The following is a 22,204-nucleotide window of genomic DNA, read 5'->3' as shown; positions in this document are numbered from 1 at the left end:
ATATGAGCATATTTGACAAGGCCCGGATCGCCATCCTGGAAGACAAGACGCTATGGAAGGGTTGGAGCCACCTGCGTGGCATCACCTTCGATTTCTTCCGCGAGGGTAGGGCGCCGCATCGCCTTTCCTGGGAAGTCTTCGAGCGCCGCAATGCCTCGGCCATACTCCTGCACAATGTCGAGCGCGACACGGTGACCCTGGTGCGCCAGCTGCGGATTGCCGCCCATCTGAGCGGCGACCATGCCTATCTGCTCGAAGTGCCGGCCGGCTTCATCGATGAAGGCGAGACGGCGATGCAGGCGGCTTTGCGGGAGGCGCTTGAGGAAACCGGCTACAAGATCGCCAAGGCGACACCCGCGTTCGCTGCTTATATGTCTCCGGGGTCTGTCACCGAAAAGCTCCATGGGTTCTACGCCGCAGTGACGGACAGTGACCGTGTCGCCGAAGGCGGCGGCCTGCTGGACGAGCAGGAAGATCTCGAAGTGATCGAGCTTGCTTTCGCCGAAGCGCTCGACATGGTCGAGGCCGGCGAGATCGTCGACGCGAAGACGATCATGCTGCTGCAATGGGCGGCGCTCAGGGGGAGCGGCAAGAGCGCCTAGAATGTGCCTTTGACGCCGGTCGATATCGTCAGCGACTGATAGGATGCGGATGCGGAATCATCGAAGCTGGACGTTGCACCGGTAACGGTGTTGCGCTGGTCCATGTCACCGCGGGTATTGAAGATTTTCTGGAAATCGCCGGCAACATAAATCGCTGCGGATGGCAGGAACTGATAGTCAGCGCTGATTGCTGCGCCCAGCATTGGTGCGAAGCCCATCTCTTCCTTGAAACGAAGATCCCGCATCCAGTGATCGTCGACATCCTTGTAGTCGAAGCTTCCGCCGCCGCGAACGGTGCCGGACAGCTTGAACTTTCCGATCTGCTGTTCGGCATTGGCGCTGAGGAAAAGGGTCGGAATGCGCTGTTCGTAGGTGATGCCTTTTTCACCGTCGGTAAAATTGCCAACAGTGTCGTGGAGCGTCACGTTGGAATAGATGTAGCTGCCGCCCCGCGAAGTCCATTTGACATTGGCATAGCCGAAGCCGCCGCCCAGTCCGACGCGGGTCGTCCCGGTGTCGATCACCGCCCGGTCGGCTTCGATCAGCAGGTTGATGTAGCGATCCAGCTTGGTGTCGGGGTGGATAGACTGATCCGTCCAGCCCGAATAGCTCGGAACGACCCAGTCACGGTCCTCCATGTGTCCGTCGCCGCCAAGCCCGACATCGATCTGCCCCTTGATCCGCCAGTTGTCGCCAAGCTCCATCTGAGCGCCAATTGTGCCGGTCTTGACGCCCTTGCTTTCCCAGTCGAGCTGGCTGAGTTTGTGGTCGCCATCATAGACATATTCGCCGGCTTTGATGTTGGCGATGCCGACACCGGCGAAATAGGTGATATCGCCAGATCCGCCGGAGACGAAACCATCCTGGGCGGACAGGGGCACTGCGGAAATCAGAATTCCGCCGAGAGAGAGGCTGAAAAATTTCTTTGAGATAAGCATGAGACCAACCATGACGCTGAAGTAAGTCAAGGTTGCATATTTATGGTTAAGAGAATGCTAGCGGTTGGCCTCGAGGAGACGAATTTGCCTGCGTCTCAGGCGCTGATCAGCGTCGCCGATGCATCCGTTTCAGAGCCGAGCCGCTCGACTGTGCCATCGGCGCGCATGGAAACATTGCCTGAAGCGACCAGTTTCAACGCTGCCGCATAGGTCTTGTGCTCGACGGTGAGCACCCGTGCCGCAAGCGTCTCTGCTGTGTCGTCGATCAGCACAGGCACCACGGATTGCGCGATCACAGGACCCTCGTCCATGCCTTCGGTCACGAAGTGCACGGTGCAGCCCGCGACCTTCATGCCGGCATCAAGCGCACGCTGATGGGTGTGAAGACCCGGGAAAAGGGGCAGGAGGGAAGGGTGGATGTTGAGAATTCGGCCCTCATAGGCGCGGATGAATTCGCCTGAGAGCAGGCGCATATAACCGGCGAGGCAGGTGAGATCCGGCCCGATCTCGGCGAGCGCGGCAAGGATAGCCGCCTCATGCTCGGCCTTGGAGCCATAGGCCTTGCGCTCGAACACGCGTGTCGGAAGGCCGAGCGCTTGCGCCTTGGCAAGCCCGCCGGCTTCCGGCTTGTCGGAGAACACGGCGACGATCTCGGCCGGGTATTCGCCGGCTTCACAGGCTTTCGCCAGCGCCAGCATGTTCGAGCCGCCGCCGGAAATGAAGGCAACGACGCGTTTGCGACCTCCGCTCATAGGGCGAGCGCACCCTTGTAGGTCACGCCATGGGCACCCTCTTCGCGGGCGATCATGCGACCGAGGCGGGCGACGGTCTCACCTTCGGCTTCCAGCACCTTGGTCACCTCATCCACCTTGTCGGCGGAGACGACGACGACCATGCCGATGCCGCAGTTGAAGGTGCGCAGCATTTCGTTCTGGGCAACGCCGCCGGTCTTGGCGAGCCAGGAGAAGACGGCGGGAACCTGGAAGGACGTGAGGTCGATCTCGGCGGCAAGATGTTTCGGCAGAACGCGCGGAATGTTTTCCGGGAAACCGCCGCCGGTGATGTGGGCAAGCGCCTTCAGAGCCTTGGTTTCCTTGATCGCCTTCAGAAGCGGCTTCACATAGATGCGGGTCGGGGTGAGAAGGGCCGCACCCAGCGACTGTCCCTCGGCGAAGGGCGACGGTGCATCCCAGGCAAGGCCCGAGAGTTCGACGATCTTGCGCACCAGCGAAAAGCCGTTGGAATGCACGCCGGAGGAGGAGAGGCCGAGGATCACGTCGCCTTCGGCAATGTCGCCCGCCGGCAGCAGCTCGCCACGCTCGGCAGCACCGACGGCAAAGCCCGCGAGGTCGTAGTCGCCCTTGGAATACATGCCGGGCATTTCAGCGGTCTCGCCGCCGATCAGCGCGCAACCCGCCTCGCGGCAGCCGGCGGCAATGCCCTGGACGATCGCCGCACCCTGGTCCGGGTCCAGCTTGCCGGTGGCGAAATAGTCGAGGAAGAGCAGGGGCTCGGCGCCCTGGACGACGAGATCGTTGACGCACATGGCGACGAGGTCGATGCCCACGGTGCCGTGGATATTGGCGTCGATCGCAATCTTCAGCTTGGTGCCGACGCCGTCGTTTGCTGCGACCAGGATCGGATCCTTGAAGCCGGCAGCCTTTAGGTCGAAGAGCCCGCCGAAGCCACCAATTTCGCCATCCGCGCCGGGACGCCGGGTCGACTTGACCGCCGGCTTGATCTTCTCGACCATCAGGTTGCCCGCGTCGATATCGACCCCTGCATCGCTATAGGTCAACCCGTTCTTGCCAGCCTGGCTCATGCCTGCCTCCGATCCTGCGAGAATTTGGGCTGGCCATGGCATGAAGAGGCCCGATATGCAAGCCGGGAGCCGGACAAGTGCACGATTTCCCGGCCAAACTGGCCGCAGGGTTGCGGATATGGAACTTGCTCCTCCGCGAGTTCTTGACCTTTGGTTCGGGGGTGACCTATCTCCTAGGGACGAATTGCCTCGCATGCGCAGCATGGAGGCCGACCACGAATTCCAGACGGAGACAGGATATGGCTCGCAACATCAGCGCAATCGGCCTCCGCCGCCAGGCCCTGTTCTGGCTGTTGGCGCTGGCCGTCTTCGTCGTCTTCCTGATGATGTTCTCCTCGATCCTGCTGCCCTTCATCGCCGGCATGGCGCTCGCCTATTTCCTTGATCCGGTGGCCGACCGCCTGGAGCGGATCGGGCTCAGCCGGTTGATGGCGACGGTCGTCATCCTGATCTCCTTCGTCATCGTCTTCGTGCTGTCGCTGATGATCATCATCCCTGTGCTGGCGAGCCAGTTGAACGACTTCATCCAGCGCGTGCCTGAATATGTCTCGCAGCTCCAGAGCTTCATCGCGACCTCAAATGCCTCCTGGCTGCCCGACTGGGTGGATGGCCAGATGGAAACGATCCGCCAGAACTTCTCCCGCTATCTGAGCGAGGGCGTCGGCTTTATCGGCACTTTGATCGAGCAGATCTGGAACTCCGGCAAGGCTTTGCTCGACATCGTCTCCCTGCTCGTCGTGACCCCGGTCGTCGCCTTTTACCTGCTGCTCGACTGGGACCGCATGATCGCCAAGGTCGACAGCTGGGTGCCGCGCAACCAGCTCGCCACGGTGCGCCAGTTGGCGACGGAACTCGACAACACGATCGCCGGATTCGTGCGCGGTCAGGGCTCGCTCTGCCTCATTCTCGGCATTTTTTATGCCGTCGGCCTGTCGCTCGCCGGGCTCAACTTCGGCCTCCTCATCGGCTTCTTCACCGGTCTGATCAGCTTCATCCCCTATGTTGGCTCCACCGTCGGGCTATTGCTGGCAGTCGGCGTTGCGCTGGTCCAGTTCTGGCCGGACTTCATCTGGATCGGCGTCATCGCCGGCATCTTCTTCCTCGGCCAGTTCATCGAGGGCAATATCCTGCAGCCCAAGCTGGTGGGCAAAAGCGTCGGCCTGCACCCGGTCTGGCTGATGTTTGCCCTCTTTGCCTTTGGCGCGCTGTTCGGCTTTGTCGGCGTGCTCGTGGCGGTCCCGGCGGCTGCCGCCATCGGCGTGCTTGTCCGCTTTGCAATCTCGCGATATCTTGACAGCGATCTCTATTATGGTTCGGCGCTCGATCTTTCGCTCGCTGCAACCCCCACCGTCAGTGAAATCGGCGGCGAGAGCGCGTCCCAGGCCACAGAGAAGTGAATGACTGACGTCAAACGGGCTCCCGAGCGGCCCGGCGAACAGCTGCCGCTCGTCTTCGATCATGGATCCGCCACGGGGCGTGACGACCTTCTGGTGTCCGAGCGTCTGGCGGCCGCTGTGTCGCTGGTCGATGCCTGGCCGGCCTGGCCGTCGCCGGTGGTGATCCTCCAGGGACCGGAAGGCTCCGGCAAATCGCATCTGGCGCAGATTTTTCGCGATGTCAGCGGCGCCGCCGATATCCAGGCGAAAGCCGGGCAGGGGGCATCAAGCCTCGCGGCCGCCGGACCCGTCGTGCTGGAGGATGCCGATCGCAACGGCTTCGACGAGGTCGAGCTTTTCCATGTCATCAATGCCGTGCGCCAGCATGGCACCTCGCTGCTGATCACCTCGCGCAGCTTCCCGCCCTCGTGGAATGTCGCTTTGCCGGACCTTGCGTCACGATTGAAGGCGGCCACCGTGGTCGAGATCGGCGCCCCGGATGAAGAGCTTCTGGGCCAGTTGATCATGAAGCTGTTTGCCGATCGCCAGCTTTACATTGATGACAAGATCGTTGGGTATATCGTGAAGCGGATGGAACGATCCTTCACCGCCGCCCAGCAGGTCGTCGACCGCCTGGACAAGGTGGCGCTCTCGCGCCGCACCCGCATCAGCCGCAGCCTTGCCGCAGAAGTGCTGGAGACGCTCGAACAGCCGGTGGGCGGGGACTAGGCGTCACAGAACTGTCGTCATACTGTAATACGTGGCCCAAGGGTCAATAGAGGGACGAAGACATGGACAGCGCGGTAAACGAGACGGTTGGGACAAACGGCGAGGATGCGGCCGCAGCGGAAGATATCCGCACCAGCCCGCTACGCTTCGTCAACCGCGAGTTTTCCTGGCTGCAGTTCAATCGCCGCGTCCTCGAGGAAACGTTGAACACCGCCCATCCGCTTCTCGAGCGGGTCCGATTCCTGTCGATCTCTGCGGCCAACCTCGATGAGTTCTTCATGGTTCGCGTCGCCGGCCTCGAAGGTCAGGTGCGCCAGGGCATCGTGGTGCGCAGCCCCGATGGCAAGACGCCGGCCGAGCAGCTGGACGACATCCTGAAGGAAATCGACAACCTGCAGATGGAGCAGCAGGCGTCGCTGGCCGTTCTGCAGCAGTATCTCGCCAATGAGGAGATCCTGATCGTCCGTCCGGCAGCCCTCTCCGACGACGACCGCCGCTGGCTGGAAAATACCTTCGAGGATTCGATCTTCCCGGTCCTGACGCCGCTGTCCATCGATCCGGCCCATCCGTTCCCCTTCATTCCCAATCTCGGCTTCTCCATGGGCCTGCAGCTGTGCTCCAGCCGGACGGGCGAGCCGATGACGGCGCTTCTGCGTCTGCCGCCGACGCTCGACCGCTTCATCCGCCTGCAGGATATCGGCCAGACCATCCGCTACATCACGCTGGAGGATGTCGTCGGCCTGTTCATCAACCGGCTTTATCCGGGTTACGAGGTCAAGGGCTTCGGCACCTTCCGCATCATCCGAGACAGCGATATCGAAGTGGAAGAAGAGGCCGAGGATCTCGTGCGCTTCTTCGAGACGGCGCTCAAGCGCCGCCGTCGCGGCTCGGTCATCCGCATCGAGGTCGATTCCGAAATGCCGGTGGCGCTCCGCCAGTTCGTTGTCCACGAACTGAACGTCCCGGACAATCGCGTCGCCGTCCTGCCGGGCCTGCTGGCCCTCAACACCATCTCCGAGATCTGCAAGGCCCCGCGCGACGACTTGCGCTTCGAGCCCTACAATGCCCGTTTCCCCGAGCGTGTGCGCGAACATGCCGGCGACTGCCTGGCCGCGATCCGCGAAAAGGACATGATCGTCCACCACCCCTATGAAAGCTTCGACGTCGTCGTGCAGTTCCTGCTGCAGGCCGCGCGCGATCCGGACGTGCTGGCGATCAAGCAGACCCTCTATCGTACCTCGAACGACAGCCCGATTGTCCGCGCCCTGATCGATGCCGCCGAAGCCGGCAAGTCGGTGACGGCGCTCGTCGAACTCAAGGCCCGCTTCGACGAAGAGGCGAACATCCGCTGGGCGCGCGACCTGGAGCGCGCGGGCGTGCAGGTCGTCTTCGGCTTCATCGAACTCAAGACCCATGCCAAGATGTCGATGGTCGTACGTCGTGAAGACGGCAAGCTCCGCACCTATTGCCATCTCGGCACCGGCAACTACCATCCGGTGACGGCGAAGATCTACACGGACCTGTCCTTCTTCACCTGCAACCCGAAGATCGCCCACGATATGGCGAATGTCTTCAACTTCATTACCGGTTATGGCGAGCCGGAAGAGGGCATGAAGCTGGCGGTGTCGCCCTATACACTGCGCCCGCGTATCCTCAAGCACATCAACGAAGAGATCGAGCACGCCAAGGCCGGGCGCCCGGCGCAGATCTGGATGAAGATGAATTCGCTGGTCGACCCCGAGATCATCGATGCGCTCTATGCCGCAAGCCAGGCCGGTGTCGAGATCGACCTTGTCATCCGCGGCATCTGCTGCCTGCGCCCCCGTGTTGCCGGCCTCTCGGACAATATCCGGGTGAAGTCCATCGTCGGCCGTTTCCTTGAACACAGCCGCATCTTCTGCTTCGGCAACGGCCATCGTCTGCCGTCGGAAAAGGCACTCGTCTATATCGGCTCGGCCGACATGATGCCGCGCAATCTCGACCGCCGCGTCGAAACGCTGGTGCCGCTGATCAACCCGACGGTGCATGAGCAGGTGCTGTCCCAGATCATGCTGGGCAACCTGATTGACAACCAGCAGAGCTACGAGATATTGGCCGACGGAACGTCACGCCGTATCGAGGTGCGACAGGGTGAGGAACCTTTCAACGCCCAGCACTATTTCATGACCAATCCCAGCCTGTCGGGCCGGGGCGAAGCCTTGAAATCGAGTGCACCGAAACTGATCGCCGGCCTGATTTCCGGCAGGAAACGCTAACACTGGTACCTCATGACAAGATCTGAAGCGCAGGGGCGTCTTCCCGGGATTGCCCCTGTCTCCGTCGTTGACATCGGCTCGAACTCGATCCGTCTGGTGATCTATGAGGGGCTCTCCCGCGCACCGACGGTCTTGTTCAACGAGAAGGTTCTGTGTGGTCTCGGCAAGGGGGTCGCAACGACCGGTCGCATGGACGAGCAGGGCGTCGAGCGTGCGCTTGCGGCTCTCAGGCGCTTTCGTGCACTCTCCGAACAGGCTCAGGCGACCCGCATGTATGTGCTGGCAACCGCCGCTGCCCGCGAGGCCTCGAACGGTCCTGATTTCATCGCCCGCGCCGAAGAGATTCTTGGCCACGAGATCGTCGTGCTGACAGGCGAGGAAGAAGCAAAATATTCGGCGCTCGGCATCATCAGCGGCTTCCATGACGCCGATGGCATCGCCGGAGACCTCGGCGGCGGTTCGCTGGAACTGATCGACATCAGCGGCAAGACCTTCGGCAAGGGCATCACCCTGCCGCTCGGCGGTCTGCGTCTTTCGGAGGCCGTGGAGGGATCGCTGCCCAAGGCGCGCGCCATGGCGAAAAAGCTGATTTCAGGCGCCAATTTTCTGTCCAAGGGCATGGGCCGCACCTTCTATGCGGTCGGCGGCACCTGGCGTAACATCGCCAAGCTGCACATGGAGATCCGCAAATATCCGCTGCACATGATGCAAGGTTATGAGCTGCCCTATGACGAGATCGCCTTCTTTCTCGACGAGATCATTTCCGGCGCCAACAGCCGCGATCCGGCCTGGGCTTCGATCTCCAAGAACCGCCGCAATCTGATCCCCTTCGGCGCCATTGCGCTGCGGGAAGTGATCGAGGTGATGAAGCCGCGCACCGTCTGCTTCTCCGCCCAGGGTGTGCGCGAAGGCTATCTGTATTCACTGCTGCTGGATGAAGAGCAGGCGCTCGACCCGCTCCTGGAAGCGGCCGACGAACTGGCGATCCTGCGCGCCCGCTCACCGGAACACGCCCGCGAACTTGCGGACTGGACCGGTCGCATGATGCCTTTCTTCGATATCGAGGAAACGGAAGAGGAAAGCCGCTACCGCCAGGCCGCCTGCCTGCTGGCCGACATCAGCTGGCGCGCCCATCCTGATTATCGCGGCCTGCAGGCCCTGAACGTGATTGCCCACTCCTCCTTCGTCGGCATCACCCATCCGGGCCGCGCCTTCATCGCGCTCACCAACTATTACCGCTTCGAAGGCCTGCATGACGACGGCCAGACCGGTCCTTTGGCGGCAATCGCCACGGAACGCCTGCTCGATAGAGCAAAGCTTGTCGGCGGCATGCTGCGCGTGGTCTATCTGTTTTCAGCCTCGATGCCCGGCATCGTCCACGACCTGACCTTCCGCCGCTCCGACAATCCCGAGCTCGATCTCGAATTCGTCGTGCCGAAGGCTTACGAGGTCTTTTCCGGCGAACGGCTGGATGGCCGCCTGACGCAGCTCGCCAAGCTCACCGGCAAGCGGCTGGCGTTTGTGTTCGAGTAAGTCGAAACGCCAGATGCAGTGGACAGAAGACCGAGCTGGCTCGACGTAGCCATCGGCTTTTCCTCCGCATGGGTATCATGCCTCGTCTCCCTTGCCTTGCATCTCAGCGTGCAACAATTTGTCCTCTCGCCTTCTGCGGGTTTGGCCTGTTTTGGTGGTTGAGAGTTGAAATGTAAATTGTCGCGTCGGTCGGCGAGGCGACGAAGGTAGAAGAGCGTGGCGGTTCCCCAAAACAAAGACGAGTTGCTGGCAGCGATCGAATCGAGCTTCGACAAACTTGATAGAGAGCTGCGCGGCGTTCCGGTTTCCTTGGTCCATGAACAAAGCCTGGAGGGTCACAGGAAGGGAACGAAGATGAGCGTTGCCAATCTTGCAGCATATCTGGTGGGGTGGAACGAGCTGGTTCTGAAATGGCTTGACCGGGACGCGGCAGGTCAGCCGGTCGATTTTCCAGAAACAGGATTCAAGTGGAACGAGTTGGGGCAGCTCGCTCAAAAATTCTACGAAGATTACGAGGGCATCCCATATCCGCAGGTTCTTGAGCGCTTGGCACAGGCGAAGGGGCGGATTGTTTCCGAGATCGACGCGCGCAGCAACGAGGAGCTCTATGGCAGTCCCTGGTATGAGAAGTGGCCGATGGGGCGTATGATCCAGTTCAACACCTCGTCACCTTACGAGAATGCGCGCGGTCGAGTGCGGACGTGGCTCAAGTCAAAGAGAGGGGCGCCCGGTGCTTGAGGCATACAAAGACCACCATGGCCCACGAAACACGTAGTCGTGCTCGAACTTCCGGTCTCCATAGCGGAGCGCCGCCACGCAAGGGGAAAGATATCTGCCGCAAACTCAGCCGATGAGGCTCAGTTGTGCGGCAGAACGTTGTTGAATTGCCGGGGACGGCTCTAGGCCGCACAATCCCCGGCGTCGCGCTTACTTCGCCGCGAGGAATTCCCCGACTTCCAGCAGGACGAACTCGCTGTCGTCAGCCTTGTCCAGCGCACGGCCGGCCGAAAACGGCAGGTTGTTGTCGTTGCCGACGATGATATGGGTCGGGTCGACCACGTCGACATTCTCGATGGTGACGAAGGGCATGTCGTAGAAACCTTCGCCGCCGCCCTGGCGCTTCTTGTTGTCGGGGTCTTCGATCTTCATCAGATCGATATAGCCGATCTTGCGCACGGCCTTGCCGGCATTCTCTTCCGTCATCTCGATCTTGTAGATGCGCTTGTGCTTGGCCGGGACGGCGAAGCAGTCGGCAGCCGGTGCCTTCGGATCGGCGCAGGCCTTTTCCGCCACACCCGCACCATTGTCGCGCTCGATCACGAGAGCGGTGGTCGCGTCGATCATGTTGAAGTCGCCGATTGCTTCGCCGCCTTCGGACAGCGGGTAAAGCCAGGTCTTGCCGGTCCAGGCCTTGGAGGCGGCGTCGAGTTCGATGATGCGCAGGGCGGTGAGGCCATCCGCCTTTTCAACCGAGCCGTCTTCGAGATAGAGCGGACCTTCGAGCAGGCCATAGAGCTTCGTGCCGTCCTTCGACAGGGCAAGGCCCTCATAGCCGCCGGAGCGCTTCAGGTTGAAGGCCGGCATCTTGGCGGCCGGGTTGGCCGGGACGACGATGGTCGGATTGTCGGGCGACTTCACGTCGATCTCGCCGGCCTTTGTCGCGATGACGTCGGTCAGCACGCCCTCAGTCGAGAACTTCAGGATGTAGGGGCCGAGTTCTTCGCCGACCCAGAAGCCATCCGCCACCGGCTGGATGGATTCGACGTCGAAATCCGCCCCGGTCAGATAACGCTTGTCCGAGCCTTCCATGGTGATCGGGAAGGGTGCCTTCTTGTCGGGATCGGTGAGGAACAGGGTCTTTTCGACCTTTACCGTGCCGGCATCCCAGTCGAAGGTCAGGTGATGCAGCATCAGCATGGCATCGGTGGAATTCGTCTTCGAACCGAAGCCGTTGTCCGACAGGCTCCAGAAGCTGCCGTCGGGCATGGCCTTGATGCCGGAAAAACCCTGTACGGGCTGGCCGTCGAAGGGAAGCGACAGGCCGGTCGGACGCACGCCATCCTTGCCGGGAACGGAGCCGATGGCCTCGGCGCGCTTGCGGTCGGCGGTCGAGAACTTGCCGGAGGTCTTGAGATAGGCAGGCGCATCAGCCGGGGCGGCAATGATGGTGTTGGCCGGCAGGATCGCCTGGTTCACCAGCTTGGCGGGGAATACCTTCTCCTCGGCCGAAGCCTGGGAGACGAAGAGAATGAAGAGAGCAGCAGACGTCAGAAGAGCTTTGGTCATGGCGTCACCTTGTTGGAAGGGAGGAAACGCCAAAGTGCTAGAGAGGCTTCATGTCGCACCGATTGCGATCAGGTGAAGTTTCGGTGACGTCAGCACTTACCCACAGGCGCACCGAGCCATGGAGGCAAAACGCCGCGATCTTCACCCGTCACGGCGGCCTCCACGCAGGCGGCTAGACTGCCAAACCGCATGGTCCGCCCGGTGAGACCTGGGCCGTAATGGGCATATTTGCCGGAATTGGTCATGATGACCTTGGCATCGACGGGAATGACAGGCTCGGTCACCATGCACCAGCAGGTATCATTGACGAGGGTGACGCCGAAGGCCGTGAGCGCGGCGACATCGCCCGAGGACTCCGCCTTCGCCATTTCGGCGCGCCCGCAGGTGACGACCAGGGGTACGTGCGGATGACGGGTCTTCCCACGGCAGAGGGCGGCAAGCGCGGCCAGTTCGGTGGCGGAGAAATGTGGATTGCCGAGCGAGACCAATTGCACGGAACCCGCCTCTGCGCCGTTCAGTTCGTGCCAGGCGCGAAGCAGGTCTTCGTCGGTGAGGGAGATGGTCGGAAGGTCGAGTGCCGCGAAGGTCTCGGCATCGGCGGCCTCCGGCGTCACACCTGAGATATGAAACATCGGCGCGGCAGATGTCGTGGCAAAGGCGGCCCCGAAAGCCTTCAGGGCGTCCGTATCCGGGTGGTGCTGGGACAGCCCCTCGACCAGTGGTATCTGATCGGGCGAAACGGTCCCAATGAGATATCCAAGCAACGGCCAGAGACTGTCGTCCACATCCTCAAGCGGTGGCACGGTGACCCGGACCTGCGGTGCGCGCTCCTCCGGCAGATGACAGCCCGCCTTGGGGGCCCGGCCCGTCAGCGCGATCGCGATGTCGAGATAGTCAGGATATTTCATCGTCCGGGCGCCAAGCACGCTGTTGGCATAGACGACGGCATTCGATTCCGCCCAGACGATCTGCTCGTCACGTGCGGGCCGGTCATCGAGCAGATAGGGCGCGCAGGTAAAGGTGGCTTGAGCCCCCATCGCCACATAGGCATCGGCCACATCAGTTGCCGGGCGCCCGAGTGCCTCCGAGACACCCTGCGCCTGCCAGCGCCGGTGATCGACCGAAATCGCATTCAGTGTCGTCGGCACCACGACGCGACCGCCGAGATCGCGCAGCTTCTCGGCAAAGGCGAGGCCGCCAGGACCGGTATAGATGCAGCCGTCGATATGGGAGCGGGTGATGTCGATCAGATCTTTGGCGCCTTCAAGCGCCGCCATCCGCAGCACGATCCGCATCGCAACGGCAGCCGCTTCGCCCCGCTCTCCACAGCGAATGGCCTGGTCCTGATCCGTGAGCGCGATGTCCGAACCGATGCCTGCAACGGCATTGCTGATCCGGATGCGTCTAGCTGTCTTCAATGTGGCAAACTTCTCCTTGCCGACTGCAATCACCGGAATGGACCGCCCGAACACCTCCTCCGCGACGATGACGCCCAGCGTGATGATCGCCTCGGGGTGTTCGAGCACGATAGCGGCCGGACCTTGTCCGTTGAGGATCAGTTCGAGGATCACGCCGCTGCCGGTGCAGGAGCCACGGCTGGTAGGCAGCGCCAAGACGCGGCCCGTCAGCCGCTCGCCGCTCAGCGGGTGATGCCGGTCGATGATCTCGCCGGTCACGGCATCCGCACCACCCCAGAAGCTGAGCGCGGTGTCGGTGAACAGCACCTCTCCCTCGGCGGAGCCTGAAACCAGCACGCGGCCCGAGATGTCGATGGTGTCATGGAGGCTGCCCATCATTTCGTCTCCGTCAGGTCCAGGACTGCAAAACTCGCCAGCCAATGTTCCCCCATATAGTCGCCAGCCACATGCGCGATCCCTGCTGCGAGATGCCGATGCACGGCATCGCGCATCACGGGTCGGCGCGGGTCCGTGTCCGTCAGCGTGTTCGCCAGAGACGACCAGCACCAGGCGCGACTGATGTTCAAACCATCGAGATGGGCAATCTTGCCGTCAGAGCGATCGGACACAGAGGCGGGCGCAAAAAGGGTGCGCGGCTGGCCGGCTGCGATCTCAGGCAGGAAACCATCGAACCAATGGGCAAACTCGGTGGCGGGCAGGAGCCGGCGCATGCATTCCGCCTCTATCAGCGCTGGCGACAGGAAGTCGTCGCCCGAGGGCTCGCCCCAGGCGGGGCAGGCAGTGTCAGAGCCGTACCAGCGCAGCGCTGTGGAGCGCAGCAGATCGAAGAAGGTATCGTCTCCGACGGTGTCGGCGAAGTCGGCAGCGAGCCTCAGCGCAAAGGCGGTGTTGTAATGTGTGCCTGTACGGACAGGATAGGTGGCGAGCGGCAGAAAATCCCGGAAACGCTTGACGATCCGCTCTGTCAGCGGCGACAACGCCTCGGCCCAGGCAGGATCTTCGTGGCCGTGCAACTCGGCGCCAAGCTTCAGCAACCAGCCCCAGCCATAGGGACGCTCGTAACCGCGCGCCATCGGCCGGTCGAAATAGGCGCATTCGCCGCCGATCTTGTCGGGCACCAGCATCGTGGCGAAGAGATCGCGGATTGCTTGCGCTTCCGGCATTTCCGGATGGAGGTGCAGCAGCCGTGCCAGCATCCAGTAGCCATGCACGCAGGAATGCCAGTCATAGCTGCCGTAGAAGACCGGATGAAGCTCGGATGGCGTCTTCGCATCCTGAGGTCCTTCGAGCCCATGCAGGATATGATTGGGATATTCGCGAGTGACATGGCCGAGCGCGACCTTCGCGAGACGAGAGGCAAACTCGGATGTCAGCCGCGAAGTCATCCCTTATTCCCCAGTTCTAGCCGGTCGCCCCAGTCGGCCCGGCGGATCTCCTTGAAGGCATCGCCGTCGCGTTTGCTGAGCGTCAGCTCGGCGGTCGTGCCATCGGTGCGACAGAGCTTGACCCGCCCGACACCGCCATTGACGCGCGGGGGCGCCAGCACCCGGTCGCCACTGATCGCGACCGGTTCGCGCGAGGCAGCGATGAAGATGTATTTCTCGTCCTCCCACGGCACCTCGGCGCCTTTGGCGAGCCGATGCACCCGCGAGCGTGCCACCCGGCGCGAAAAGTGGCACCAGTCGGGCGCCACGATCGGACAGGTTTCAGAATGCATGCAGGGGGCGACGAGATGGGCGCCCGCACCCCGCAGCGTCTCGCGGGCGGCAAGGATGCGCTGCCATCCGGCCGGCGTGCCCGGCTCGATGATCACGAGCATGCCCGTGGTCAGCGACCAGAGCTTTTGCGTGACGCTGGCGATGGTGGTCGGCGGCAATTCGTCCAGGACATAGGCGAGCGTCACGAGATCCGCCGGGGCAAGTGTCGGGATCTTTGCTGTGACATCCCCCGCCTGCCAGCGGCTGGCGACCTGCGAACTGCGGGAAAGCTTTTCTCCGACACCGCGAATGGCCTCGGATGCCTCGACCATCTCGGCGGCCTGAATCGTCGACCAGGTGTCGGCGGCCGCCCAAAGCGCGGTGCCCGGCCCACAGCCGAGATCGATCAGCGAGGTCGGCGCAAAATCCGGCGCGACCTCTTCGATCATCCCGAACGCTGCCCGCACGGCGGCAAAGGTGGCGGGCAGGCGGGTGGCGAGATAGGCCTTGGCGGCGAGCGCGTCGTCGATGTGGAAACGCCCGTCGCGCACCTCGCGGCGATAGCGATCGGAGAGAATGGCGCTGGCCTTGGCGAGTTTCTCCAGCGGCTCGCCAGAGAGCATCTGGTCGACGGCGGAGCGCAGGGCGGCGGGCAGTTCCATGAAAGCTCCTCAGCCGCGGCGCGATGCCCATTCCGGGCGGAGTAGGGAGAGATTGACGAGGTCGAAGCGGCTTCCGTCGGGGCGAAGGCCAGCTTCCCGCTCGATGCCTTCGTGCAGGAAACCAAACCGTGCGTAAAGCTTTGCAGCCTTGGTGTTTTCCTTGACGTGGTGCAGCCACAGCCGATGGGTAGCGGTCTCCTCGAACACGTGGCTGAGGACCAATGGCAGCAAGACGCTTCCATACCCGCTAGACGTCTTCGTCACGATGAAGCGCCGAAGACAGAGATTGCCGTCCCGGCTGCCGATCCCGTGCAGCAACGCCAGCCCCATCTCCGGATGGACGAGGTAGCGCCATGCCGGATCGGCGAGATAGGCGCGGTGTTCGTCTTCCTCGAAGCGTCCGACCGTTCGTTCATAACCCGGCAGACGCTCCGTCTCCATGATGAAGGCGATGTCGTCTTCCGTCGCACGGCGCAGGGTCGGCGCCGGCACGGCTCAGAACTCCACGGCTTCGACGCGCTTGTCGACGAAGCGCAGGCCGACGCCGCCGGAAATCAGCTTCAAAGCCAGATCGCCGAACAGTTCGCGGCGCCAGCCCTGCAGGGCGGCGACGTCTGCCTTTTCGCCTTCGGCCGCAATCTTTTCCAGATCGTCGCTGTTGGCGATCACCTTGGAGGCGACCCCGTGTTTTTCCGAAGTCAGGCGCAGCAGAACCTTGAGCAGTTCGACGGCCGATTGTGTGCCTTCTGGCGCATGCGTGTGGCGCTGCAGGTGCGGCATCTCAGACTTCGGCAGGGCGAGTGCGATGTTCACCTGTTCGATGATGGCTGCCCCCGATGTCGAGCGCTCCCAGCCCTTGGGGATGGTCCGCAGCCGCCCGAGCGATTCCACATCCTTCGGCTGCTGTTGGGCGATTTCGTAGATCGCATCGTCCTTCAGGACGCGCGAGCGCGGCACGTTGCGCGACCGCGCCTCGCGTTCACGCCAGGCCGTCACATATTGCATGACGGCGAGTTCCGTCGGCTTGCGCAGCCGCATCTTCAGCCGCTGCCAGGCCTGGTCCGGATGCAGGTCATAGGTGTCGCGCGATTCGAGGATCGCCATTTCTTCGGTCAGCCATTCGGCGCGACCTTCTGCTTCCAGCTGACCTTTCAATTTCAGATAGACGTCGCGCAGATGGGTGACGTCGGCCAGCGCGTAATCGAGCTGCTTTTCCGACAGCGGCCGCCGGCTCCAGTCGGTGAAGCGCGAGGTCTTGTCGATATGGACGTTCTTCACCTTCTGCACGAGCTGGTCGTAGGAGACCGAATCGCCGAAGCCGCAGACCATCGCCGCGACCTGCGTGTCGAAGATCGGATGCGGGATCAGATTGCCGAGGTGGAAGATGATTTCGATGTCCTGGCGCGCGGCGTGAAAGACCTTCACGACGGCGGAATTGGCCATCAGTTCGAAGAAGGGGGCCAAGTCCAGGCCCTTGGCCATCGGGTCGACGATATATTCGTGATCCGGACTCGCCATCTGGATCAGGCAGAGTTCGGGCCAGAAGGTCGTTTCGCGGAGGAATTCCGTGTCGATCGTGATGAAATCGGATTGGGCAAGGAGACGGCAGGCCTCCTCGAGCGCGGCAGTGGTATCGATCATTTCGGCTCGGTCATGGAAAACTACAGGATCAACCTTAGTTTCCCTTCTGGACTTGGATGTCAATATGAACGGCCGGCAAAGGGCCGTGAACGGCCCGATTGCGCCCGTCGTCCAGCACTATTCGTCGACGGGCGCGCCGCGCAGCACCGCGATGTTCTGAAGATGGACCTCTTCATAGGGGGCGAAATAGAGCGCCGAACCATTGGCGAGTTCCGGTGCGAGGAAGGTCTCCAGGCTTTCGGCATCAAGCGTGGGATCGTCGATGCGCGCCGTCAGCCGCGTGAGATAGTCGCGGTTCGAGGTGATCAGCGACGGCGGATAGCCGCCGGCGGCGATCACCTCTTCTGCGCCGTGATTGGGCAGGATACGGCGGATCGGCAGCGTTGCCAGCCGGTCGAGTTCGGCGATGTGGCGAGCCACATTATCCGGCTCTGAAATATAGGTAACGCTGTCTTCCAGCGTGTCGCCGGCAAACAGCAGGCCGAGCGAGGGCAGGAAAAGCACGGTGCCATCGGCGCTGTGGATATCGAACTGCATCAGCCGCACCTCGATCTCGCCGACATGCAAAACCGTCTCACCTTCGAAGGTTTCTGTCGGCATGACGACCGGATTGATCGGCGGGTTCTTGGCGGCAAGAACCTTGCGTTTGTCGATCAGCGTGTCTTTCGTCAGCCTGTTGGACAGGATCGGACAGTCGAGGAAGCCGGCATTTCCGGCGACGTGATCGGTGTGCCAGTGGCTCATGACGACTTGAATATCAGTCACGCCAAGCGATTTGAGATGCGCTCGGATCGCCGCTGCGTGGTCGAAGGAGATATGTGTGTCATAGACCAGCGCCTGTGCGCCCGAGACGATCGCGAAGCTCGCGACGCCGAGGGTGTAGGCGCCGTCATCGAGCCAGTTCGGTTCCGGCGAATGCAGCCGTTTGCCCGCAATCCGCCCGTCGTAATAGGCGAAGATGCCAGGATAGGGCTCGTGGATGCGCATCGTCTCGGCAAGGCTCATGTCATGTCACTCTGAAATAGCCGGTCATGCCGGTCTTCTGATGTTCGATGATGTGGCAATGGAAGACCCAGTCACCCGGATTGTCGGCCACGAGCGCAAGCTGGACCTTCTCATCCGGCAAGACAAGATAGGTGTCGGACACCTGCTGCTGAACAGCTTGCTTGCTCGAACTGATCGCCTTGAAATTCATGCCATGCAGATGGATGGGATGCGCATGCGGCGTGACGTTCTCGACATTGAGGATGTAACTCTGGCCAAGCTTCAGTTCCGCGATCGGGGCCGTCGGATCGGCCGTATCGCCAGGATAAGGAACCTTGTTGATCGCCCAGAAGGAATAGCCGAGCGTCCCGCAAATGGAATCTTTTGCGGCATTCTCCGCTGTAGCGCTCAGCAAAAGGGGGATCGGCGTGGCATTCGCCAGATCGGCCTCGACGCCGGCGTTTTCGGAAAGCGGCCCGAGATCGCCGAGATTGCGCTTCAGCGACGCACCGACCGCGCGGAACTGCGCAACCACTTTCGGCGTCGAGGGCCGGATGTCTTCCAGCGAGACCATGGCACCTTCGCTGTCGGGCACCCGGAGCGCGAGGTCGAGCCGCTGGCCGGGCGAGACGACCGCCATGTCGAGGGCCACGCGGACCGGCACCGGATGGCCGTCGATCGCGATGATCATGGCGTCCGCCCCATCGAGCCGCAGATTGTAGATGCGGGTCACATCCGAAGCGAGGATGCGCAGCCGCACCAGTCCGCCGGCCGGCACGTCATAAACAGGCTCCGGCTGCCAGTTGGCGGTGCGGACCGTGCCGAAGGTGCCGGTCTTCGCCGCATCGCGCGGCTTGAACTGGGCGATAAATTGGCTGTCGCTTCCGAGCCGGAAGTCGCGCAGGTTGAGTGCCACTTCGCCATCAAAGACAGGGTCACGGTCATCCTCGACAACCAGCATGCCGGTCAGGCCGCGGCCCATCTGGGTCAGCGTGTTGCAATGCGGATGATACCAATAGGTACCGGCATCGGGCGGCGTGAAGGCGTAGTCGAAGGTATCGCCGGTGTAGACGTAAGGCTGGGTAACGAACGGCACGCCGTCCTGGGCGTTTGGAATGCGCAGGCCGTGCCAGTGGATGGTGGTCGGTTCGTCGAGCCGATTGGTCAGCCGCGCCGCAAACGGCTTTCCCCGCTGCATGCGCAGGACCGGCGGCGAGGGATCCGATGACGGTGCGCCGGCAAGGCCGTAGCTCATGACATTGCGCGTCGACGTCTTTCCGTCGAGGACTGCCTCGATCACATGCGCCTCGATCTCGGCGGGTGAGGGGGCGGCGAGTGCCTGGGACAGGCGCGGCAGGACGGCAACACCGGCGCCATAGGCACCGGCGACGGCTGCGGATTTGAGAAGGGTGCGGCGGGACAGGTGAAACACGCGAAGGGCTCCGTTGGATAACCCGTTTTAAAGTTGACGATTGAATTCAGCAATAGCGCCGCCCCGACCATCCTGTCGCAGGCAGGCTCTGTCCGCGCTCAGCCGCCATCCTTTTCCGAAGGGGGTGTCGCAAGCTTGCTGAAGAAGGTCGAGGTGCGCAGCAGGCTGCGGAACCGCATGCGCCGCCGCTCTGTCGGGACAGCGCCGCGCGCAAAGATGCGGGCAACCGTATAGGCGACGAAGAAGGTCAGCACGACGATCATGTAGGCGAAGAGCGCATGCGGCCCGAACACATCGATCAGGAAGGAGGCAAACAGCGGACCGATAACCGCGCCGACCGACCAGAAGAACAGTGTTCCGGCTGAAATCAGCGCATGCTGGCCGGGTGCCGCGTGGTCGTTGGCATGGGCCGAACACAGAGAATAGAGCGGCATGGCGAAGGCACCGAAGGCGAAGATGCCGATGAAGTTGGCGAGTTCTCCGTTGCCGGCGAAAAAGGCGAGATAGGTGCAGGCGAGCAGTGCCCCGATGCCGGAGACGAGGATGATGACGCGGCGGTCGAGTTTGTCGGAATAGTGCCCAAGCGGATATTGCAGCACGATGCCCGCAAAGATACCGACGCTCATGAAGGTGGCGATCGAGGTGACTGACATGCCGATGCCGTCGGCATAGATCGGTCCAAGCGAACGGAAGCTGGAATTGGTGAGCCCGATCACGATGCAGCCGACGGTCGCGAGCGGCGAGACCGACCACAGCACCTTGATGTCGAACTTCACATCTTCAGGCGGGGCGGGGCTCGATCGGTCGGCAAAGGAAATCGGCACGAGCGACAGCGTCAGCGCCATGGAGATGATGGCGAAGAGATCGAAACCGCTGACGCCGAAAAGGGGAATGAGATATTGCGCGGCAGTGACCGATCCGAGGTCGACGAAACGGTAGACAGACAGTGTCCGGGCGCGGGTGGCATTGGTGACTCGGGCATTCAGCCAGCTTTCCACCACGGCGAACAGCCCGGCAAAACAGATGCCCTGCACAAGGCGCATCAGGAACCACGAGATGGGATCGATGACGAGGACCATCATGATCGAGGCGGCCGAGGCGATCGCTGCGAGCGCCGAGAAGGCACGGATATGGCCAATGGCACGCATGACCTTGGTCACGTAGACGCAGCCGATCACGAAGCCGATGAAATAGCCGGTGCCGACCATGCCGACCACCGAGGCGCTGAAGCCTTCTTCGATGCCGCGCAGCGAGATGAAGGTTCCCTGCAGCCCGTTGCCGCCGATCAGGATGCCGGCGGTCGCGAGAAGAGGAATGAGGGGGCGGATATCATGCATGGGTGGCCTGCAGGCCGCGACGGAGGGGGCGAGTCGGTGTCGTGGCAGGGCAGAATTACTAGACCCGTTTTGCCGATGGCGACAGGTCAAAAAGTGGGACCGTCGCCACCGACAGGATTTTTGTCAGAGGAAGGGCTGTCCCAACACGGCCTGTGCGAAGGTGGCGACGACCACGGCGAGCGAGACGAAGGCGCCGATGAGGATGCCGGCCCGGGCAAGGCGTGGCGCGAGGCGATCGAGCAGCAGGCCGAGGATCGGCAGCGCCTGCATGATATGGGTGGCGAAGAAATGCGGCACGCGCAGGTCGCCGCCGGTCCGTGACCAGCCGAACAGCGGCAGGCCGCCAAGATCGGTCCTCACGCCGCCCACCCAGTGGCCGGGGCCGCCGATCTCGCCGCTTCCGAGCGCAAACGCGGTGAAAAGCGTGGCAATGCTGCCGAGCACCAGCCCCCAGCCACCACCGAGGCGCAAGCCCTGTGGGGCATCGGCGCGGGGCCGCAGCAGGATGGAAACGCCGATCGCCAGGCTCGACAGGACCAGCAGCGCGGCCCCGACGCCCATCACGCTATAGGCAACCGCTTCCACAGGCGTGTCCAAGTTGAAGTGCGACGCCCGTCCGCGGGCGGCTTGCAGCGTGATGTAGAGGATTTCGCCGGTGGCCGTGATCACGGCGATAAGGCAGGCCAGCCACACAGCTCGGCCCGCCCGTGTCCGCGCTTCGATCACCGGCAGGAGCAGGAGAATGGTGGCAAGCATCATCAACAGCGACGCCTGAAATTTGATCGGCTTGATCCACACGCTGACGTCGTTCAGCAGGCGGTCGTCGATCCCGAGTGCGATAAGGCTCGGGATGGCGAGCGCCACCTGCAGCCCCATGCCGACGACCAGCAGTCGCCGGGCCCTTTGCTCGGTTGCCAAGAGACCCTCTTGTGCCTGGGCTGAAACGAAGCGGTCATCGAAGAACAGGGTCATCGGTCAGGCCTTTCTGATCGCGAGCGTGGTTTCGGTCGCGCGGGTAACGAGGAAGATCAGGAGGCCGAGCGGTCCGAACAGGAAGGTGGCGGCCAGCATGGGCACCTGCAGCAACCGGTCATAGCCGCGCTTGTCGGCCTCCATGGCAATCCAGGTGCCGATGAAGAGATCAAAGGCCAGATAGTGGATCCAGCCCGCAACATGCACCGGGTCGCTCATGAAGAGCGCGCGCACCTCGGCGATCGAGCCGAAACCTCCGCCCTCGACGCGGAAGAAGGAGACGAAGATCAATACGGCATAGGTGAGCGACAGCGCCCCGATCAGCCCCAGGCGCAAGGTCTGGATGACGAGTGGGCGGCGCGGGGCAAGCATCAGCACCAGCCATCCCAGCATGGCCGCTGAGCTTGCGACCGAAAACATCTGCGCGAAATCCATCTCATCCTCTTGATCTTGGCAATGACAAGATAGAGATGTCGGATTAACTTGTCACTGTCAAGATGGCTTTGACAGAGACCCGCAG

20 protein-coding genes are annotated in these 22,204 nt (G+C 62.4%); 6 read left to right on the top strand and 14 right to left on the bottom strand.

From position 1 onward, the window contains the following. Positions 1-2 precede the first annotated feature (2 nt). Positions 3-602 carry an NUDIX domain-containing protein gene (locus DMY87_RS20435; protein WP_110793465.1) on the top strand — a complete coding sequence of 200 codons (600 nt, stop codon included), beginning with the start codon at positions 3-5 and terminating at the stop codon, positions 600-602. Here the strand turns inward: DMY87_RS20435 and DMY87_RS20430 are convergent. From DMY87_RS20430 to purM, 3 genes are all read right to left on the bottom strand, one after another. Further along, a complete protein-coding gene (locus tag DMY87_RS20430) occupies positions 599-1,540 on the bottom strand; it encodes an omptin family outer membrane protease (protein ID WP_110793592.1) in 942 nt (313 codons plus the stop codon). The two genes, DMY87_RS20435 and DMY87_RS20430, sit on opposite strands and share 4 nt — an antisense overlap. A gap of 95 nt (positions 1,541-1,635) precedes the next feature. Further along, a complete protein-coding gene (purN, locus tag DMY87_RS20425) occupies positions 1,636-2,292 on the bottom strand; it encodes a phosphoribosylglycinamide formyltransferase (protein ID WP_110793464.1) in 657 nt (218 codons plus the stop codon). Further along, positions 2,289-3,362, bottom strand: coding sequence for a phosphoribosylformylglycinamidine cyclo-ligase (gene purM / locus DMY87_RS20420; protein WP_110793463.1), 1,074 nt, complete (start codon positions 3,360-3,362; stop codon positions 2,289-2,291). Before purM ends, purN begins: the two co-directional genes overlap by 4 nt. Before the next feature lie 239 nt (positions 3,363-3,601). Between purM and DMY87_RS20415 the strand changes: the two genes are divergently transcribed. The 5 genes from DMY87_RS20415 to DMY87_RS20395 all read left to right on the top strand — a co-directional run bounded on the left by DMY87_RS20415 (position 3,602) and on the right by DMY87_RS20395 (position 9,993). Further along, the gene (locus tag DMY87_RS20415; protein ID WP_165826372.1) at positions 3,602-4,759 is read left to right on the top strand and encodes an AI-2E family transporter; all 1,158 of its coding nucleotides are present in this window, start codon (positions 3,602-3,604) and stop codon (positions 4,757-4,759) included. Next, complete coding sequence (gene hdaA, locus DMY87_RS20410; protein ID WP_110793462.1) at positions 4,760-5,467, top strand: DnaA regulatory inactivator HdaA; 708 nt, start codon at positions 4,760-4,762, stop codon at positions 5,465-5,467. It begins immediately after the preceding gene. Between the two features lie 62 nt (positions 5,468-5,529). Beyond that, on the top strand, positions 5,530-7,722 hold the full coding sequence (locus DMY87_RS20405; RefSeq protein WP_110793461.1) for an RNA degradosome polyphosphate kinase: 2,193 nt from the start codon (positions 5,530-5,532) through the stop codon (positions 7,720-7,722). Positions 7,723-7,734: 12 nt separating this feature from the next. Next, positions 7,735-9,255 carry an exopolyphosphatase gene (gene ppx / locus DMY87_RS20400; protein ID WP_110793460.1) on the top strand — a complete coding sequence of 507 codons (1,521 nt, stop codon included), beginning with the start codon at positions 7,735-7,737 and terminating at the stop codon, positions 9,253-9,255. Between the two features lie 216 nt (positions 9,256-9,471). Further along, complete coding sequence (locus tag DMY87_RS20395; protein ID WP_110793459.1) at positions 9,472-9,993, top strand: ClbS/DfsB family four-helix bundle protein; 522 nt, start codon at positions 9,472-9,474, stop codon at positions 9,991-9,993. Positions 9,994-10,182: 189 nt separating this feature from the next. Here DMY87_RS20395 and DMY87_RS20390 read toward each other — a convergent pair whose 3' ends face one another. From DMY87_RS20390 to DMY87_RS20340, 11 genes are all read right to left on the bottom strand, one after another. Then, positions 10,183-11,541, bottom strand: coding sequence for an esterase-like activity of phytase family protein (locus tag DMY87_RS20390; RefSeq protein WP_110793458.1), 1,359 nt, complete (start codon positions 11,539-11,541; stop codon positions 10,183-10,185). 89 nt (positions 11,542-11,630) lie between these two features. Then, complete coding sequence (lhpI, locus tag DMY87_RS20385) at positions 11,631-13,334, bottom strand: cis-3-hydroxy-L-proline dehydratase (protein ID WP_110793457.1); 1,704 nt, start codon at positions 13,332-13,334, stop codon at positions 11,631-11,633. Then, positions 13,334-14,344 (bottom strand): DUF2891 domain-containing protein, encoded by a 1,011-nt coding sequence (locus DMY87_RS20380; protein ID WP_110793456.1) that lies wholly within the window; start codon positions 14,342-14,344, stop codon positions 13,334-13,336. Before DMY87_RS20380 ends, lhpI begins: the two co-directional genes overlap by 1 nt. Further along, entirely contained in the window at positions 14,341-15,318 is a 978-nt protein-coding gene (locus DMY87_RS20375) for a small ribosomal subunit Rsm22 family protein (protein ID WP_110793455.1), read from the bottom strand. The genes DMY87_RS20380 and DMY87_RS20375 overlap by 4 nt, the downstream gene beginning before the upstream one ends. A 9-nt stretch (positions 15,319-15,327) precedes the next feature. Continuing rightward, a complete protein-coding gene (locus DMY87_RS20370) occupies positions 15,328-15,810 on the bottom strand; it encodes a GNAT family N-acetyltransferase (RefSeq protein WP_110793454.1) in 483 nt (160 codons plus the stop codon). A 3-nt stretch (positions 15,811-15,813) separates the two neighbouring features. Further along, positions 15,814-16,959: a ribonuclease D gene (gene rnd, locus DMY87_RS20365; protein WP_110793453.1), complete on the bottom strand. Its 1,146-nt coding sequence runs from the start codon at positions 16,957-16,959 to the stop codon at positions 15,814-15,816. Positions 16,960-17,076: 117 nt separating this feature from the next. Next, entirely contained in the window at positions 17,077-17,964 is an 888-nt protein-coding gene (locus tag DMY87_RS20360; protein WP_110793452.1) for an MBL fold metallo-hydrolase, read from the bottom strand. Position 17,965: 1 nt separating this feature from the next. Then, entirely contained in the window at positions 17,966-19,375 is a 1,410-nt protein-coding gene (locus DMY87_RS20355; protein WP_110793451.1) for a multicopper oxidase family protein, read from the bottom strand. A gap of 98 nt (positions 19,376-19,473) precedes the next feature. Then, complete coding sequence (locus DMY87_RS20350) at positions 19,474-20,712, bottom strand: MFS transporter (protein ID WP_110793450.1); 1,239 nt, start codon at positions 20,710-20,712, stop codon at positions 19,474-19,476. 123 nt (positions 20,713-20,835) lie between these two features. After that, positions 20,836-21,684 carry a hypothetical protein gene (locus DMY87_RS20345; RefSeq protein WP_110793449.1) on the bottom strand — a complete coding sequence of 283 codons (849 nt, stop codon included), beginning with the start codon at positions 21,682-21,684 and terminating at the stop codon, positions 20,836-20,838. A 3-nt stretch (positions 21,685-21,687) separates the two neighbouring features. Next, positions 21,688-22,119 carry an ABA4-like family protein gene (locus DMY87_RS20340; RefSeq protein ID WP_110793448.1) on the bottom strand — a complete coding sequence of 144 codons (432 nt, stop codon included), beginning with the start codon at positions 22,117-22,119 and terminating at the stop codon, positions 21,688-21,690. Positions 22,120-22,204 lie beyond the last annotated feature (85 nt).

The organism is Peteryoungia wuzhouensis (assembly GCF_003205195.1).
Lineage (GTDB): Bacteria > Pseudomonadota > Alphaproteobacteria > Rhizobiales > Rhizobiaceae > Allorhizobium > Allorhizobium wuzhouense.
The sequence above is the reverse complement of the archived record's forward strand: the minus strand, read 5'-3'. Positions and strand labels throughout refer to the sequence as shown.

What these genes read in the sequence shown, in the direction of transcription:
- hdaA (WP_110793462.1), top strand. Translation starts at nt 4,760, where the DNA reads ATGACTGACGTCAAACGGGCTCCCGAGCGGCCCGGCGAACAGCTGCCG.
- lhpI (WP_110793457.1), bottom strand. Translation starts at nt 13,334, where the DNA reads ATGGGCAGCCTCCATGACACCATCGACATCTCGGGCCGCGTGCTGGTT.
- ppx (WP_110793460.1), top strand. Translation starts at nt 7,735, where the DNA reads ATGACAAGATCTGAAGCGCAGGGGCGTCTTCCCGGGATTGCCCCTGTC.
- DMY87_RS20380 (WP_110793456.1), bottom strand. Translation starts at nt 14,344, where the DNA reads ATGACTTCGCGGCTGACATCCGAGTTTGCCTCTCGTCTCGCGAAGGTC.
- DMY87_RS20340 (WP_110793448.1), bottom strand. Translation starts at nt 22,119, where the DNA reads ATGGATTTCGCGCAGATGTTTTCGGTCGCAAGCTCAGCGGCCATGCTG.
- DMY87_RS20405 (WP_110793461.1), top strand. Translation starts at nt 5,530, where the DNA reads ATGGACAGCGCGGTAAACGAGACGGTTGGGACAAACGGCGAGGATGCG.
- rnd (WP_110793453.1), bottom strand. Translation starts at nt 16,959, where the DNA reads ATGATCGATACCACTGCCGCGCTCGAGGAGGCCTGCCGTCTCCTTGCC.
- DMY87_RS20345 (WP_110793449.1), bottom strand. Translation starts at nt 21,684, where the DNA reads ATGACCCTGTTCTTCGATGACCGCTTCGTTTCAGCCCAGGCACAAGAG.
- DMY87_RS20375 (WP_110793455.1), bottom strand. Translation starts at nt 15,318, where the DNA reads ATGGAACTGCCCGCCGCCCTGCGCTCCGCCGTCGACCAGATGCTCTCT.
- DMY87_RS20390 (WP_110793458.1), bottom strand. Translation starts at nt 11,541, where the DNA reads ATGACCAAAGCTCTTCTGACGTCTGCTGCTCTCTTCATTCTCTTCGTC.
- DMY87_RS20415 (WP_165826372.1), top strand. Translation starts at nt 3,602, where the DNA reads ATGGCTCGCAACATCAGCGCAATCGGCCTCCGCCGCCAGGCCCTGTTC.
- DMY87_RS20430 (WP_110793592.1), bottom strand. Translation starts at nt 1,540, where the DNA reads ATGCTTATCTCAAAGAAATTTTTCAGCCTCTCTCTCGGCGGAATTCTG.
- purN (WP_110793464.1), bottom strand. Translation starts at nt 2,292, where the DNA reads ATGAGCGGAGGTCGCAAACGCGTCGTTGCCTTCATTTCCGGCGGCGGC.
- DMY87_RS20350 (WP_110793450.1), bottom strand. Translation starts at nt 20,712, where the DNA reads ATGCATGATATCCGCCCCCTCATTCCTCTTCTCGCGACCGCCGGCATC.
- purM (WP_110793463.1), bottom strand. Translation starts at nt 3,362, where the DNA reads ATGAGCCAGGCTGGCAAGAACGGGTTGACCTATAGCGATGCAGGGGTC.
- DMY87_RS20435 (WP_110793465.1), top strand. Translation starts at nt 3, where the DNA reads ATGAGCATATTTGACAAGGCCCGGATCGCCATCCTGGAAGACAAGACG.
- DMY87_RS20360 (WP_110793452.1), bottom strand. Translation starts at nt 17,964, where the DNA reads ATGAGCCTTGCCGAGACGATGCGCATCCACGAGCCCTATCCTGGCATC.